This is a genomic window from Mesorhizobium sp. M0077 (assembly GCF_040322955.1).
In the GTDB taxonomy this organism is placed as follows: domain Bacteria; phylum Pseudomonadota; class Alphaproteobacteria; order Rhizobiales; family Rhizobiaceae; genus Mesorhizobium.
The window spans coordinates 24,863-40,398 of sequence record NZ_JAMYUL010000017.1; the positions used below are offsets into that span (position 1 = coordinate 24,863).

Sequence of the window (15,536 nt, forward strand, 5' to 3'; positions counted from 1 at the left end):
GGTGGTTCCGATCGAAATCGGTGATGCCAAGCTCGCGATCCAGGCTTTTTCGAACTATGGCAAACGTCGCGGCCACCCGGCTCAGCTCAATCTCGCTGACTGCCTGTCATATGCCTCGGCAAAAAGCTGTGGGATGCCCTTACTCTACAAAGGGAAAGACTTTTCCCACACCGATCTGGCCTGATCCTACTCCCCCAGTTCCACGATTCGGCCAGCAGCTTCGTCAGCCGCTCCCGCCCAGCAGGCCAAATGCTGCCGCGCTCGCGCCATGGGCTGTTGACCTGGTCGCGCAACACGCCTGATCATTGCGCTCGTGCTGACGACGCAGACCATCGGCTGCCATTGTGTGATCCATTCATACAGTCTGTCTTTTTGATCCGGGTTTTTCAAACCATGCCGAGATGCCAATCTCGATCAGTTGAACCCCCATTGAGGATTGAAATCTTGCAAACCATTTGGACAAGACGCGAGACGATGAAAACCCTTCTGGCAACGGGCATGGTTGCCATGCTTCAGCCTCTGGCTTTTGCAGCCAAGGCCGCCGCCAAGCTGGAATGGACCCATTTTCAGGCTGACGAGAATGGTTTCCGCCGCACGCCGGTGCTGCTGACCGGGGAAAAAGAAGCCATCCTCCTCGACGGCGGATTTACCCTGTCCGATGGCCGTGCGGTCGCGGATGCGATCAAGGCGACGGGCAAGACCCTGACGACGATCTATGTCAGTTGCAGCGACCCTGACTATTATTTTGGCCTCCGTCCCGTCGCGGATGCTTTCCCCGGCGCCAAGATCATCGCGGCCGGCGCAACGGTTGCGGCCATCAAAGCCAATGTGCAAGCCAAGCTGGATGTCTGGAGCCCACAGCTCAAGGACAATGGACCGAAGGTCCTGGCGGATGTCGTCATTCCCGAGGCTTCCGATATCACCTCACTTGAAATCGAAGGAAACAAGATCGAGATCGTCACCGTCGCCGATCTGAAAGACCGGCGGTATCTCTGGGTGCCCAGCCTTGAAGCGGTGTTCGGCGGCGTGCTGATCTCGTCCGGCGTACATGTCTGGGTTGCCGACGAGCCAACCGTAGACGACCGCAAGAAATGGATTGCCGCGCTCAACGAAATCGCGTCCCGCAAACCAAACATCGTGGTGCCGTCCCATCAGGTAGCCGGTGCACCGGACGGTCTGGCGGCCGTGGAATTCACCCGCGCCTACCTCGAAGCTTTCAATAAGGAAGCCGAAAAAGCGAAATCCAGCGTCGAGCTGATTGCAGCGATGAAGCGGCGCTATCCCGATCTTCTTGACGTCTCGTCCCTGGAACTGGGCGCAAAGGTCGCCAAGGGTGAGATGAAGTGGGGCTGATACGGCCCCGCGAGCGCCTCGGCTACTTCCCCAATTCCACCGACCGCAGCCGCGCGGCTTCCACCGCCTCGGTCAGCAGCTTCGTCAGCCGGTCTTCGCCCATCAGCACGGCAAGGGCGGCTGCCGTGGTTCCGTTGGGGCTGGTCACCTGCTGGCGCAGGACGCCGGGCTTCTCGCCGCTTTCGGCAGCGAGTGCAGCAGCGCCATAGACGGTCTGCATGGCCAGCAGCCTGGCGGTCTCGACCGGCAGCCCGGCCTTCTCGGCTGCAACCGTAAGCGCCTCGATGAAATGGAAGATGTAGGCCGGACCGGACCCCGAAACCGCCGTCACCGCGTCCATCAGGCCTTCGTCGTCGATCGTCGTCACCACACCGCTCGCCGACAGCAGCTCGGCAACGAAACGCCTGATGTCGTCGGTCACCAGCGGGTTGGAATAGACCACCATCATGCCCTTGCCGATCGCGGCCGGCGTGTTGGGCATGCAGCGGATAACAGGCGCGAGATGGCCGAGTATGTGCTCGAAGGTGGCGACCGGCGTGCCCGCGGCGATGCTGACGAAGGTGGTCCTGCCGTCGCCGAAGCGCTTGTAGGCGGCGGCGACGTCGCGGATCACCTGCGGCTTGACGGCGATGACGACGAGGTCGGGCTCTGCGTCGGCGGGGATCCCGTTCGCGTCCGCGGCGACACTGCAACCGAGGTGCTCGGCGCGCTTGCGCAATTCGGCATTGGGCTCGACCACGAACACGGCTTGCGGGGCAAGCTTGCCGGATTTCAGCCAGCCCGCAAGCATGGCGTAACCCATATTGCCGCAACCGGCGAGAACAAGCCTGATCGTCATTGAGAGCCCTCCGAGACAAGGGTTCTCCTTAGACGCTAGCGGGCAGACGGGAAAGCCCCTCAAGGGGTGCTCAGGCCAGCCGGTCAAGGTCGCCGGCGCACCGCGATCGGCCGCAGCGACACTTGCCGCAAGCCAAGCACGCCGAGCACGAAGAACAGCCACACCGGGTCGCCGCGATGGAAGAAGAAGCTTTCCAGGAACGCGTTCAGCGCCGTGAACAGCACCACCATCATGAAGAAGTCACCGAGATAGATGTTCTCCTTGCGCGGCGGGATGCGCATGTAGTCGCGCAGCGGCGCGATCACGAAAGTGTAGACGGCAACGCACAGCGCCGGGATGCCCATCAGCACCGCAATGTCGAGATAGCCGTCATGGCCATGCACGATGGTCCGGATGTCCCAGGCCCGGTCGAAGGGCTGGTCCTGACTGAGCAGCAGCGGCGTGCCCCAGAAACTTTCATAGCCGTAGCCGGTCCAGGGCTTCTTCGCCAGCATCTCGCCGGAGAACTCCCACAGCGTCGTGCGTCCGGTATAGGTGAGGTCGGGGAAATAGGTGGCCGCCAGCTCTTTCACCGGGGGGATGAAGACGATGCCTAAGGTACCGATGGCCGTCGCAATGATCGCCAGTGCAAACAGGATCGGCGTGCCGAACCGCATGCCGATCAGGCCCGGCAGCACGACGATCAGGATCGAGAACGGCACCAGGCCGGCCGTCGTCTTGGAGCCGGTGTGCAGCATGAAGATCATCGCCGCGCCGAAGATCGCCACGCCCCAGAACTTCTGGCCGCGCCGGAAGAGATAGAGGCCGGCGAAGCTGAAGCAGGCCATGATTGGTCCGGCAATGTTCTTGTGGGCGAACACACCACGCCACAGGCCGGCATGTTCGGGCTCCTGCGAATCGGCCGTATGCAGGGCCTCATGCGGAAAGACGATGAGGCCGATATAGGACAGGCCGATAACGACGATCGCGCAGAATATGATGACTTTCGAAAAACTGTCGGCGTCGCGCGGCAGCACCAGGACCGTCGCTATCGTCAGAACGCCAAGCAGCGTGAAGAAGGCCGCGCGCATGGCCGAGGACGGGTCGGTCGCGTTGATGACCGAAAGCATGAAAAAGCCGAGCATCAGGATCCAGGACGGGCTGAGCAGCGAGCGCACCATCTTGGGGTCGGCGAACGTCAGCAGTGAGAAGGTCGAAATGGCGCCGAGCGAACTGAAGCCGAGCTGGTTGACGATGTCGCCGCCGTCGCCGGTCAGTTCCGCGCCTGCCGGCTGAAACGGCCGGAACGACACGATGACGACGGCAAACAACAGCGCGGCAATCGCCGTCGCCACACTGTTGCGGGTGACGATGCCGCCCAGCAGCAGCTCGTCAGTTCTTCTCAGGCTGCCTGTATTGCTCATTGGCGTATCCGAATTCGGCAAGCACGCGGCCGAGCGAGACATAGACGGGGTAAAGCGCCGTCGACAGCGATCCTGTCCGCGCCAATTTGATTGCGCCGCGCACGGGCGAGGCTATCAGCAGCGCCAGGCTTTTTGCAAACACCTTGGCGCCGGCGAATGGCGTGCCGGCGCGCTTCTTCTTTTCGACCAGCGTCGAGATTACACCGTTGCGTAAGGATCGGGCGCGGATCCAGTCAGCCTCGACGCGCCGGGCTGGAACGCCTTCGCGCACCTTTGCCTCGGCGCACCAGCCAAGCACGAAACCTTTCTGCGCCGAGCGGCTGAGGAAGTCGGAATCGCCGCCGCCCATGAAGTTGAACCGCAGGTCGAGGAAGGGTGGCCCCATGATGGTGAGCACATTGCGCCCGACCAGAAGGTTGCCAGAGGAATAGAGTGCGGCCACGCGCCCGGTCTGGCGATAGGGCGGCGCAAACACCGGGTGCTCGGCCCATTTGGCGTGAGCAGGATCGGTAAACACCGGCACCTGCGGGCCACCGACAATGTCGGCGCCAAGCGTCTCCGCCGTCCTGCACATGCGCTCCAGCCAGTCCGCGTCGGCGATCTCGTCATCGTCGATGACCAGCAGGTGGCGGAAATCCGGAAAATGCAGGATCGCCGTCTGCCAGCCAGCATTGTAGGCACTGCAATTGCCCCGCTCATGCGCGATGATGACCATGCCCTTCATATCGTCGCGTTCGAACAGCGGCACGGCCGCCTGGGCGCCCTCACGCGCCTCGGCCTCGTTTTCGATGACGATGACGGCGAAGCGCCGGCTGGTTTGCTGTGCCTTGAGCGACGCCAGCGTTTCGAGCAGCAGTTGCGGCCGCTTGAAGGTCGGCAGCGTGACGACGGCTTCCATCGTCTCTGCGGCGAGCCCCGGAGAGCGTCCCGCAATCGATACCGAACCGTCCGATGGCAAAGGGATCATCCGCTCCAGCCGCATGTTTTGAATCTGGCTTTCGATAACACCGCGACGATAACGTTTCGTTAATCACCTTTCGCAGCGGCGCCTGCCGGTCCGCGCCTTTCAGCCGTTGCGTTGCGTGATTTAATCAAGGGTTCACCCAGCTTTGCTAGTGGCTGACGCCTGGATAGGTGAGATGCATCTGCTGTTCGCCACATCGATCGTGCCCGACGGCGCTCTCGCTTCGGGCTATGAGATCGCCAATGCTGCGATCATCGCCGCCTTGCGGCGCGCCGGCGTGCGCGTCACCGTCATCGGCTTCATCTGGCCGGGCAAGGCGCCCAGCGACCCCGAAAACACCATCGTGCTCGGCGCCGTCGACGTGCGCACGGAAAGCGCCTCGGCGCGGCAGAAGCTCGCCTGGCTTGGCAAGGCGGTGCTGTCAGGGCTCACCTTCGCTTCCGTGAAGCTGCGCGCGGTTTCCGACAGCGAAGTCCGTGCCGCGATCGAGCGCGCCGGTCCCTTCGACGGCTATGTCCTGAATTCGGTGCAGTTCGCCGGCGCCTTTGAAAAACTGTTCGCCGACCGTCCCTCGATTTTCGTCGCCCACAATGTCGAACATGGTTCGGCCAAAGAGAATGCGGCAGCAGCAAACAGTCGCTTCCAGCGCCTGCTGTTTGCCCGCGAGGCCAGGCTGCTCAAGACCATGGAGGAGCGGCTCTGCCGCCGGGCTCGCTTCGTCTTCACGCTGGCCGAGGAAGACCGCGCCGCACTCGGCGTTGCCAGCGACGACCGCTCGGCGGTGCTGCCGCTGGTGACCACAGCCACGGCGCCAAAGCCGGTCAAGCCGCGCCGCATCGATTGCGACGCGGCGCTGATCGGCACTTGGACCTGGCAGCCGAACCGCATCGGCCTCGACTGGTTCCTGGAAAAAGTCGTGCCGCATCTTCGCCGGAGCTTTCGCATCAGGGTCGCCGGCAACATGCCGTCGGATATCACCTCTGCCCATCCCGGTGTCGAATTTGTCGGCCGCGTGTCCGACGCCCAGAATTTCGTGCGCGGCGCCGCCGTCATTCCACTGATCAGCACCGCGGGCAGCGGCGTTCAGCTCAAGACCATCGAAACCTTCGAGCTCGGCCTGCCGTCGGTCGCCACCAGCTGTTCGCTGCGCGGCATCGATCATCGCCCGGCAAATTGCTTCGTCACCGACGATCCGGCCGCCTTCGCCGGCGCGCTGGAGGCAGCGGCGGCCGATGTCAAGGATGTCGATGGCAGCGCCTTTCACCGCCGGCAGATCAAGGCACTGGATGCCGCCATCAGGCTCGGCCTGGAAAAGCTCGGGTCGGTGGGGGAGGAGGTGTTTGCATGAACATGCACACCGCCCGCGCCGCCTTCGGGCTCGATACGCTGAAGACGATCCTTGGCATTTCGGTCCTTGCCATCGGCTGGGATGACGCGATCGCGCTGCTCGCTCGTCTGATTGCCGAGCGGCGCTTCACCAAGGTCAGTTTTCTCAACGCTCACAACGCCAACATCGCCTCTACCGATCCGGTCTTTGCCGAGGCGCTCGACGATTTCCTCATCCTGCCTGACGGCGTTGGCGTCGATCTGGCGGCAAAGCTGCTCTACGGCGCGCCGTTCCCGGACAATCTCAACGGCACTGATCTCATTCCGGCCTTTCTGCAGGCATCGGCGAGGCCGCTGACCGTCGGGTTGCTTGGCGCCACCCGCGCCAACGCCGAGGCGGCGTCGGTCAGGCTAGCCGCTCTGGCGGTGCAGCACGAATTCGTCGTCATCCATGACGGCTATTTCTCCCCCGCCGAAGAGCAGGCGATCGTCGATCGCATCGAGGCATTGCGGCCCGACGTGCTGCTTGTGGCCATGGGCGTGCCGCGCCAGGAATTGTGGATCGCCCGTCATATCGATGCCCGCCACTGCACGCTGCCGATCGCCGTCGGCGCGCTGCTCGATTTTCTCTCCGGCACGGTGCCGCGGGCGCCTCTGTGGATGCGCCAGCTGAGGCTCGAATGGTTGTTCCGTCTGTGCATCGAGCCCGGCCGGCTGTGGCGCCGCTACGTCGTCGGCAATCCGGTGTTCCTGCTGCGTGTCGTCAGGCAGAAATTCTCGCGTCGGCCCGAGCCCGCCGGAGAGTTGCGGTGAACAGCCGCGTCGTGCCGAGCCCTGCAGCCGAGACCGGTGCCCTGCCGCAAACGCCGACGGCGGCGGTGGTGACCGCCAGCTATGCGCCGGATTTCGAACGCTGCCGCCTGTTGTGCGAGACCCTCGACCGCCATGTCTCCGGCGTGGCGCATCATTACATTCTGGTCGAGCACCGCGACGTGGCGCTGTTTCGCCAGTTGGAAAACGACCGCCGCAGCGTTGTCGACGAGCGCGACCTGCTGCCGCGCTGGCTGCGTGTGTTCGACGATCCGATGAGCCTCTTTCGCCGTCGCATCTGGCTCAGTTTCAAGACCCAGCCGCTGCGCGGCTGGCATGTGCAGCAGCTGCGCCGCATCGCCATCGCTGCGCATGCTGGAGAAGACGTGCTGGTCTTCTGCGATTCCGACGTCGCCTTCCTCAAGCCATTCGATCTGAGCGCCTTCTGGCGCGACGGCAAGGTGCGGCTGTTCCGGCGCGACGGCGTGCTGTCGAGCGACGGTCACGACGAGCATCGCATCTGGTCGCGCAATGCGGCCTCGGCGATTGGTATCGATGCATCCGAGGTTTCGAACCACGACTATATTTCGACGCTGATCGCCTGGCGCCGTCAGACCGTGACGGCGATGTGCGCCGAGATCGAGAAGGTGCACGCGCGCGGCTGGGTCGAGGTCATCGCTTCAGTGCGCCGGTTCTCCGAATGCATGATCTATGGCCGCTATGTCGACGATGTGCTGGGGGGCGCCGGCCATTTCCACGGCTCGGAGGAATTCTGCCGCGTGCATTGGACCGGGGAGGCGCTGTCGGATGACGAATTCCGCAGCTTCGTCGCCGCTATGGCACCGGGGCAGGTGGCGATCGGCATGCAATCCTTCATCGGCACCGATATCGGCCGCATCCGCCGCCTGATCGGATTGGCTTAGATTGCCTTGGCGGGCTTGCGCAGCGCCGAATAGGTCAGCAGCGCCGAGGCGAGATAGAGCAGCAGGAAGACGACATTGAGCGATACGACAAGCCTGGGCGTGTCGGCAATCGTGGTCAGCACATAGGTCAACAGCACCGCCTTCAGCCCCGCCAGCAGGCCGAGGTTGAGCGCCCTGAGCGCGGTCTGGCCGCGCGCGAACAGCAGCTCGGCCTGGTATTCGACCAGGTTGCGCAGTCCCGGCACGCCGATTGCCAATGCCACCAAGGGCGCCGCCTCGGCGACATTCCGGCCAAGTGCATTGGGGAAGAAATGCAGCACGATGCCGAGTGCGGCCAGCGCCAATGTCGATACCAGGAACACGCCGGCTTCGATACCGCTCTTGACCCGCAGTCGCGACAACAGCTCCGGCGACCGCATCATCTTCTGCACCAGCATCATCGAGAAGGTGCGGATCGGTATTGCCGTCAGGTCGACCAGCCGCATGATGATGGCATAGATGCCGGCCAGATGCGGCCCGCCGATCGCCAGGACGAGCAGCTTGTCGAATTCCGACTGCAGGTAGAACAGCACTTCGGCGCCGGCAACATAGATCGAATCGGCAAGCCGCCTGAGATACAGCTCGGTGCGCAGCCTCAGCCGCTGGCGTGGATAATAGAAGCCGAAGGCCAGCAGCAGCGAGGCGGCGTTGGCGCCGATGTAGAACAATGACCAGATCCAGACGCTGTGCTGCCCCGACAGCATGAACAGCACGGCGCCCAGCGCACGGAACGCCGTGGTCACGATCGACAGCACCGCGGCGCGGCCGAATTTGCCGAGCCCGTTGTTGACGATCAGCACCACCTCGACCGGCCGCCACAAAAGCGCTTCGGCAAAGACGATTGCGGCAAAGACGGCCAGAGGCACGGTGCTGGCGAAGAAGATCAGGTAGACGCCCCAGGAGGCCGCCGCCAGCAGTGGTAAGGACACGGCGCCAAGCAAAAGGAAGCCGGCGGTGAAGGTGCCGATCAGATTGGGGCGGATGGTGGCTGTGCGGTAAAGCGCCGAGATGAAGCCGAAAGCGAGGATGCGCGACAGCATGACGCCGGCCGCCGAGGCGGTGGCGAACATGCCGAACTCGGCAATCGACAGCGTGTTGGCAAGTGCGATGAAATAGGCAAGCGAGAACACCAGCCGCCCGCCGGCGCCGCTGATGGCTGAAAGATAGTCGCGAACCAGCCCCCGTCTTTCGGCAAGGAAGGTGCCGATGCGGGCGAGTGTCCGCCTTTGCGGTATGTCGCTGGCCTGCGTCATATCGAGGAAAGCCGTAAGCCGGAAAGCTTAACGTGCGGTTCTGACCCCATTTTACAGATCCCGGCAATGCGTGGCGAAGCGAGAAACTTTCACTTGCAGACTTCGGAAATTAACCTTTTGTTTCCCATGCCTGTTTAGCGTGACTTAACGATTGGCCGACCGCCGCTCCCGCGCCGTCGAAGGTAAAGTTTCGAGACAATGGTCGACAGGGAAAACCGTGAAGACTGGAGGCGCGAGCGCTCCCTCCTGGCGCTCGGCAAAGCTGTGCGCGGCGATGAGGCGGCGGATGCGTCGGCGGTCTCGATCGGTGACCGGGTGGATCCGTCATGGCGCGAGGATGCCGCCACGCGTCACCGCATAGCCCGATCGCAACGCGAGGCGCGGTCGAATCCGGCGCCAACGTCACCGCCCGAGCCGCCGCAGTTCCAGGCCGACGGCGAACCCGTTTCGGCCGCCAGCGCGCGTGAGGAGCCTGTTTCCGGCCGGCGTCAGGAGCCTCGCTCCCGCGCGGCCTATGAGCCCCGCTCTTTCCACGAGCAGCGACCGGACCGCGACGACGATGACGGGCAGGAATGGAAACCGCTGATCGATCCGCTCCAGGTCGTCCGCGGCATTAGTCGTTCCAAGTTGCTGATCGTCTCGACGACGATATTGGGGACGGTGCTCGGCGTCGCCGTCGCCGTTTCGACACCGAAGAAATACGAAGCCACCACACAGATGGTCATCGAGCCAGGCGACCTGAAGCTTTCCGACAACGATCTCACCCAACCGGTCGGGCAGCCCGATGCGGCGCTGGCTGTTGTCGAAACCCGCATCAAGATGGTGACATCCGGCAAGGTCCTCGACAAGGTCGTGGCCGATCTCAATCTCGTCGACGATCCGGAATTCAACGGACAGGGCTCTGGCGGCCTTGGCGTCCTGTCGCTCATTCGCTCGATACTGTCGCGCCAGGATGGCCCTGGCGGCGGCGGTGAAGTGCGCCGCCAGGCGCTGGCGGTCGGCAATCTGGCCAAGAGCCTGTCGGTTGAGCGCAGCGGCAAGAGCTTTGTCGTTTCCATCAGCGCCACCACTCAAAGCGCCGACAAATCGGCGGAGATAGCCAATAGGACCAGGGACGTTTTCCAGCAGGAGGCGGCCCAATACCAGTTCGGGATGGCCGGGCGCGCGACGGACCAGCTGACGGCCAAGCTCGATGACCTGCGCAAGAATGTCGAGACAGCGGAGCGCAAGGTCGAGGATTTCAGGGCCACGCATGATCTCGTCGACGCGCAGGGCCATCTGATCAGCGACGACCAGATGCTGAAGCTCAACGAGCAGCTCTCAGTCACCCGGGCCCGTACGCTGGAACTCAATGCCCGGGCCGCGTCGGCGCGTTCGCTGGACGTCAATTCGGTCATCAACGGCACCTTGCCGGAAGAAATCAATTCCAACACGATGAGCGAACTGCGCGCGCAATATGCAGCTTTGAAGCAGGAGGCCGACCGCGCCGCCGTGCGTCTGGGACCGCGTCATCCCGAATACCAGGCGCTCAACGCCCAGCTCGGCGGCTCGCGCGAGCGCATCGCAGGCGAACTGCGCCGCATCGCCTCGTCGCTGCAGGTCGACTTGAAGCGCTCGGTCCAGCTTGAGCAGGATCTCGCTTCCCGCCTGGCTCAGGCAAAGGTCCAGAGCGGCGACGTCAACAGCGATCTGGTCAGCCTGCGCGAACTGGAGCGTGATGCCACGGCCAAACGCTCCGTCTACGAACAGTACCTTCTGCGCGCCAAGGAGACCGGCGAACAGCAAAACATCAACACCACCAACATCAATCTGATGACCCCCGCGCAACCGCCGCTCGAACCCAACGGACCGTCGCGGGCTGTAATAGCGATGGCCGGCCTGCTGCTCGGGCTTGCTTCGGGCATCGGTGTCGGCGCCATGCGCGGCGCCTTTGCCAGCCTGCACGGCGGTGCCAATTCGCGTTCGCGCGGCACAATGGACGAGCGCCGCCCTCCGGTCGAGGACAAGGTCTATCGTGCGCCGCTGCCTGTGGCGCCGCCACCGGCAGCACCTCCGGTGTTGCCGACCGCGGCCGCTCCCGCCCGGAGCCCAGGTCTGTTCGACGGACTGTTCTCGGCGATGCGCAAAGCCGCGCCGGGTAGCGGGACGTCAGGCGAACCCGTCGAGACCTACCGCGCCCAACCAGCCGCCGAATATACAAGGCCGGTGCAGGAGCCTGTGGGCTATCGCCAGCCGGACTTCCGGAACGAGGTTCCGCACGCCAATTCCCCTGCGCAGCAGCCTGGCTACGCGCAGCCTCGTCAGCCGGCTGACTATGCCTATTCGCAGGCTCAGCCGATGCCCGCGGCGTCCGGGCCGTGGTCTTCTCTGCAGCCCGCTGGGGCGGCGCCGGAAGACCAGCAGGCGCAAATCGACGATATCCGCGCCAGCCTGCGCGAATTTCGCGAAGCGGTGCGCGAACTCACCGAAAGCCGTTCGCACCGCCGCTATTTCTGAGCAATTCCAGGAAAAGTGTGAAACGGTTTTCCCGGGAAAAGCGCGTAGCGCGCTTTCCCTTGGGAATTGCGTCAAAACAAGAAATAGAGCGGTTCAGCCTTTCCGTGAAAGGATGAGTCGCTCAGAGCCCGTCAGCACAGAATAAAAGCTGCCGGTTTCGAGTTTACGGCATGTGACGGCGCTTTGACGGGATTGCTTAGGCCAAATTTCGTGACAATGCCGCGCAGCATGGCGCCCAAAAAGCGCTGCCGTCGGGCTTTACCCGAATGGGCGGAACGTTTGGAACAACGACATGCACGAAGCAACGTTCAAGGCGCGCGCCGCGCCTTGGCTGGAATGATGTCGAGGATGGTTCATGGCCGAAGTGATTGACGGAAAGATCGTCGCCGCAGACGTGGTTCAGAAGGTCAAGGCCTTGACCGAGGACCTGGTCGCCAAGGGAAAGGCCCAGCCCGGCTTAGCGGTGGTCATCGTCGGCGAGGATCCGGCAAGCCAGGTCTATGTCGCGTCGAAGTCGCGCACCGCCAAGGAATGCGGCTTTCATTCGCTGCAGCACACGCTGCCGGCCGACACGTCCGAAGCGGCACTGCTGAAGATCATCGGCGAACTCAACGCCGATCCGGCCATCAACGGCATTCTGGTGCAGCTGCCGCTTCCCGCCCATATCGATGCCGGCAAGATCATCCAGGCCATCGCACCGCAAAAGGATGTCGACGGCTTTCATTTCATCAATGTCGGCAAGCTCGGCACCGGCGAACTCGAAACAGCCTTCGTGCCCTGCACGCCGGCCGGCTCCATGCTTTTGATCGAACGCGTGCGCGGCAAGGATCTTTCCGGCCTCAACGCGGTCGTCGTCGGCCGCTCCAACATCGTCGGCAAGCCGATGGCAAATCTGTTGCTTGCCGCCAACTGCACCGTCACCATCGCCCACAGCCGCACCAAGGATCTGCCGGCACTGGCCCGCACAGCCGACATTCTGGTTGCCGCCATCGGCCGGCCCGAAATGATCAAGGGCGACTGGGTCAAGCCCGGCGCCACCGTGATCGATGTCGGGATTAACCGCATTGCCGCACCCGAGAAGGGCGAAGGCAAAACCCGCCTCGTCGGCGATGTAGCCTATGCCGAAGCGGCCAAGGCCGCCGGCGCCATCACCCCCGTGCCCGGCGGTGTCGGACCGATGACCATTGCCATGCTGATGGCCAATACGTTAGCCTCAGCCTACCTTGCGGCCGGCTTGAAGCGGCCTTCCTTCTGACCCAGAAAGCAGCTTCTTTGCCGAACCTTACTATACCCTCTGAACGGCCGGTCGTGGATGATCCCGTTCAAGGGGGCCGGCAATTCGCGTTCCTGCTGGTCGACAAGTTTTCGATGTTTTCGTTGGCAGCGGCGATCGATACCTTCCGCTCGGCCAACCGCCTGCTCGGCCGCGATTTCTATGGCTGGACGACGGTCTCGGCCGACGGCGATCCCGTCATGGCCTCCAACGGCCTGCCGCTCAAGATCGACTATGCCGTCGCCGATTTGCCACCGGTCGATATCCTGTTCGTGTCGGTGGGCCTGTCGGTCGAGTTCCCCGGCAAGAGCAAGGTGCTGGCGGCGCTGCGCAGCTGGGGCCGGCGCGGCAATGCGCTCGGCGCGCTGTCGGTCGGCTCTTACCTCCTGGCCGAAGCCGGTCAGCTCGAAGGCTATCGCTGCACCATCCATTGGGAAAACCGCGCCGGCTTCGTCGAGCGCTTTCCCGACATCAATTGCACCGGCAACGTCTTCGAGATCGACCGCAAGCGCTACACATGCGCCGGCGGCACCACCTCGATCGACCTGATGCTGGAGATCGTGCGTGGCGACTTCGGCTCGAACCTCGCCAACGGCGTTGCCAACCAGTTCCAGCATGAGCGCATCCGCTCCGCCGGCGACCGCCAGCGCGTCGGGCCGGAGCGCGACCTGACCGGCAAGTCGGAGAAGCTAAGGCGCATCGTCGAACTGATGGCCGACCATCTCGACGAGCCGCTATCAGCCGTGCAGCTTGCCAAATCGGCGGGCCTGTCGGTGCGCCAGGTCGAGCGCTTGTTCCTGCGCCATTTGAGCGTCACGCCCGGTCGTTACTACATGCGGCTCAGGCTTGAGCGGGCGCGCGAACTGCTGCGCCAGACCAACATGCCGATCCTCGACGTGGCCATTGCCACCGGCTTTACCTCGCACTCCTATTTCGCGCAGAGCTATCGGCTGCAGTTCGGCCGTCCGCCTTCCGAAGAGCGGCGCACCACGTACTGACGCGGTGCTGAGCCGGCCTCGGAACAGGCCTCGGCCGGCGCCGATCCTGTTACACGGCAACCGTTCGTAACCCGCTCCGGGGCTTGTGCCCGGACGCGCCGTCAAATAGCTTCCGGCGCGGATCAGAGGGCGGTCTCAAGGAGATTTCCATGGCGGGACTTTTGCGGAGCGTCGCTGCGGCGCTGCTCCTTTTGTCGATGACTTCGCTCGGCTTTGCCGCCAACAAGGTCATCATCATTCTTGACGCTTCGGGCTCGATGTGGGCCCAGATCGACGGCAAGCCGAAGCTCGAGATCGCGCGCGAATCGCTGAGGACCGTGCTGCAGTCGGTCCCGGGCGACGACGAGATCGGCTTCATGGCCTATGGCCACCGCGAAAAGGGCAGCTGCGACGACATCGAACTGATCGTGCCGCCGCAAGCCGGCTCGGCTAGCGCCATTTCGGCCGCTGCCGACAGCCTGAAATTCCTCGGCAAGACGCCGCTGACCGCAGCCGTCAAGCAGGCGGCCGAAGCTCTGAAATACACCGAGGACAAGGCGACCGTGGTCCTCATCACCGATGGGCTTGAAACCTGCGAAGGTGACCCGTGCGCGCTGGGCAAGGAACTGGAGGCCTCAGGCGTCGATTTCACAGTCGACGTCGTCGGCTTCGGCCTGACCGCTGACGAGGGCAAGCAGATCGCCTGCCTTGCCGACAACACCGGCGGCAAATATATCCAGGCCTCGGACGAGAAGGCGCTGCAGGAAGCACTGGTCGAAACCGTCGCCGCGCCGGCTCCGGCACCTGAACCCGCACCGGCGCCAGCCCCAGCTCCAGCCCCTGAACCGGCAAAGCCCGAATTCAATTTCATCCCGAGCGTGGTCATGGCCGAAGGCGGCGATCCGATCACCGACGGCAATGCCTGGGAGGTCTACAAGGCCAAGGCCGATGGCACGCACGGCGAGGCCGTCACCACCCAGTACAACAACTACGAGGCCAATCTCGAGCCGGGCGACTATGTCGTCGTCGCGCGCGCCGACGAAGCTCGGGCGGAACAGAAGGTCAAGATCGAGGCGGGCCAGGTCTACAAGCCGCTCTTCACCTTGAACGCCGGCACCATGCTCATCCATCCGAAGCCAAGCCAGGGCGCCGAGATCAGTGACGAAGCCCATGTCGACTTCGCCTTCCCGGGCGGCAGCACCACCCACTATGGCGACACCAGGATCATCGTGCCGGCTGGTGAGCAGAAGGTGACGGTTGCGATCGGCAGCGGCTCGGTGACCGAGAACATCCAGCTCGCCGCCGGGCAGACTGTGGAAAAAGACATAGTCGTCGGCGTCGGCCATGCCGCCGTCAACGCCTACTACACTGCAGGTGGCGACAAGGCCGACTCCTCGGGCATCAGCGTCCAGATCGTCAAGGCCAAGAAAAAGATCGACGGCTCGCGTGACGATGTCGCCCACTCCTATGGGCCCGACAGCAAATTCTGGCTGCCGCCGGACGACTATGTCGCGGTCACCTCGCTTGAGCTCGCAACCGTCGAGCAGCCTTTCAGCGTCAAGGTTGGCGACAATCAGGACGTCAAGGTGACGCTGGATGCGGGCGTGCTGGTGATGTCGGCGCCGGGCGCCTATTCGATCGAGGTGCTGTCGTCGAAGAAGGATATCCAGGGCAACCGCAAGGCGCTCGGCCTGAACTATGGCGACACCTGGCAGCAGACTATCCCAGCCGGCGACTATGTCGTCCTCCGCCACATGCCCGATCAAGGCCATGACAAGGAAATGCCGGTGACGGTCAAGGCCGGCGAACGGAGCGAGATTACGGTTCAGCCGTAATCGCCATCCATCCCTTACCAAAGGGCGGCCTCAAACCGAGCTCGAG

The 15,536-nt window shown here is 63.6% G+C and carries 13 protein-coding genes; 9 read left to right on the top strand and 4 right to left on the bottom strand.

Annotated features, from left to right (window positions below; translation table 11 throughout):
- The first annotated feature begins 1 nt into the window (after position 1).
- Both NKJ57_RS26130 and NKJ57_RS26135 read left to right on the top strand, forming a co-directional pair.
- Complete coding sequence (locus NKJ57_RS26130; RefSeq protein ID WP_352513170.1) at positions 2-184, top strand: PIN domain-containing protein; 183 nt, start codon at positions 2-4, stop codon at positions 182-184.
- 269 nt (positions 185-453) lie between these two features.
- Positions 454-1,353 (top strand): MBL fold metallo-hydrolase, encoded by a 900-nt coding sequence (locus NKJ57_RS26135; RefSeq protein WP_023740456.1) that lies wholly within the window; start codon positions 454-456, stop codon positions 1,351-1,353.
- Between the two features lie 22 nt (positions 1,354-1,375).
- Here NKJ57_RS26135 and proC read toward each other — a convergent pair whose 3' ends face one another.
- The 3 genes from proC to NKJ57_RS26150 all read right to left on the bottom strand — a co-directional run bounded on the left by proC (position 1,376) and on the right by NKJ57_RS26150 (position 4,561).
- Positions 1,376-2,191, bottom strand: a complete 816-nt coding sequence (proC, locus tag NKJ57_RS26140) for a pyrroline-5-carboxylate reductase (RefSeq protein WP_023832763.1) — start codon at positions 2,189-2,191, stop codon at positions 1,376-1,378.
- Between the two features lie 83 nt (positions 2,192-2,274).
- The gene (locus tag NKJ57_RS26145; protein WP_352513169.1) at positions 2,275-3,594 is read right to left on the bottom strand and encodes an O-antigen ligase family protein; all 1,320 of its coding nucleotides are present in this window, start codon (positions 3,592-3,594) and stop codon (positions 2,275-2,277) included.
- Complete coding sequence (locus NKJ57_RS26150; RefSeq protein WP_023692395.1) at positions 3,563-4,561, bottom strand: glycosyltransferase family 2 protein; 999 nt, start codon at positions 4,559-4,561, stop codon at positions 3,563-3,565. The genes NKJ57_RS26145 and NKJ57_RS26150 overlap by 32 nt, the downstream gene beginning before the upstream one ends.
- A gap of 172 nt (positions 4,562-4,733) precedes the next feature.
- On the opposite strand from NKJ57_RS26150, the gene NKJ57_RS26155 reads away from it, so the two are divergent.
- Genes NKJ57_RS26155 through NKJ57_RS26165 form a run of 3 tightly spaced genes read left to right on the top strand, consistent with a single transcriptional unit; the run spans position 4,734 to position 7,617 of the window.
- On the top strand, positions 4,734-5,906 hold the full coding sequence (locus tag NKJ57_RS26155; RefSeq protein ID WP_352513168.1) for a glycosyltransferase: 1,173 nt from the start codon (positions 4,734-4,736) through the stop codon (positions 5,904-5,906).
- Positions 5,903-6,697, top strand: coding sequence for a WecB/TagA/CpsF family glycosyltransferase (locus tag NKJ57_RS26160; RefSeq protein WP_023669298.1), 795 nt, complete (start codon positions 5,903-5,905; stop codon positions 6,695-6,697). The genes NKJ57_RS26155 and NKJ57_RS26160 overlap by 4 nt, the downstream gene beginning before the upstream one ends.
- Positions 6,694-7,617 (top strand): DUF6492 family protein, encoded by a 924-nt coding sequence (locus NKJ57_RS26165; protein WP_023704513.1) that lies wholly within the window; start codon positions 6,694-6,696, stop codon positions 7,615-7,617. The genes NKJ57_RS26160 and NKJ57_RS26165 overlap by 4 nt, the downstream gene beginning before the upstream one ends.
- On the opposite strand, the gene NKJ57_RS26170 is transcribed toward NKJ57_RS26165, so the two are convergent.
- Positions 7,614-8,909, bottom strand: coding sequence for a lipopolysaccharide biosynthesis protein (locus NKJ57_RS26170; protein WP_023681896.1), 1,296 nt, complete (start codon positions 8,907-8,909; stop codon positions 7,614-7,616). The genes NKJ57_RS26165 and NKJ57_RS26170 overlap by 4 nt on opposite strands.
- Positions 8,910-9,107: 198 nt before the next feature.
- Here NKJ57_RS26170 and NKJ57_RS26175 point away from each other — a divergent pair, with 198 nt between their 5' ends.
- From NKJ57_RS26175 to NKJ57_RS26190, 4 genes are all read left to right on the top strand, one after another.
- Positions 9,108-11,405: a GumC family protein gene (locus NKJ57_RS26175; protein WP_352513167.1), complete on the top strand. Its 2,298-nt coding sequence runs from the start codon at positions 9,108-9,110 to the stop codon at positions 11,403-11,405.
- A gap of 355 nt (positions 11,406-11,760) precedes the next feature.
- Positions 11,761-12,660: a bifunctional methylenetetrahydrofolate dehydrogenase/methenyltetrahydrofolate cyclohydrolase FolD gene (gene folD, locus NKJ57_RS26180; RefSeq protein ID WP_352513166.1), complete on the top strand. Its 900-nt coding sequence runs from the start codon at positions 11,761-11,763 to the stop codon at positions 12,658-12,660.
- Between the two features lie 17 nt (positions 12,661-12,677).
- On the top strand, positions 12,678-13,676 hold the full coding sequence (locus NKJ57_RS26185) for a GlxA family transcriptional regulator (protein ID WP_032888631.1): 999 nt from the start codon (positions 12,678-12,680) through the stop codon (positions 13,674-13,676).
- Positions 13,677-13,825: 149 nt separating this feature from the next.
- The gene (locus tag NKJ57_RS26190) at positions 13,826-15,490 is read left to right on the top strand and encodes a vWA domain-containing protein (protein ID WP_352513165.1); all 1,665 of its coding nucleotides are present in this window, start codon (positions 13,826-13,828) and stop codon (positions 15,488-15,490) included.
- The last annotated feature ends 46 nt before the right edge of the window (positions 15,491-15,536 follow it).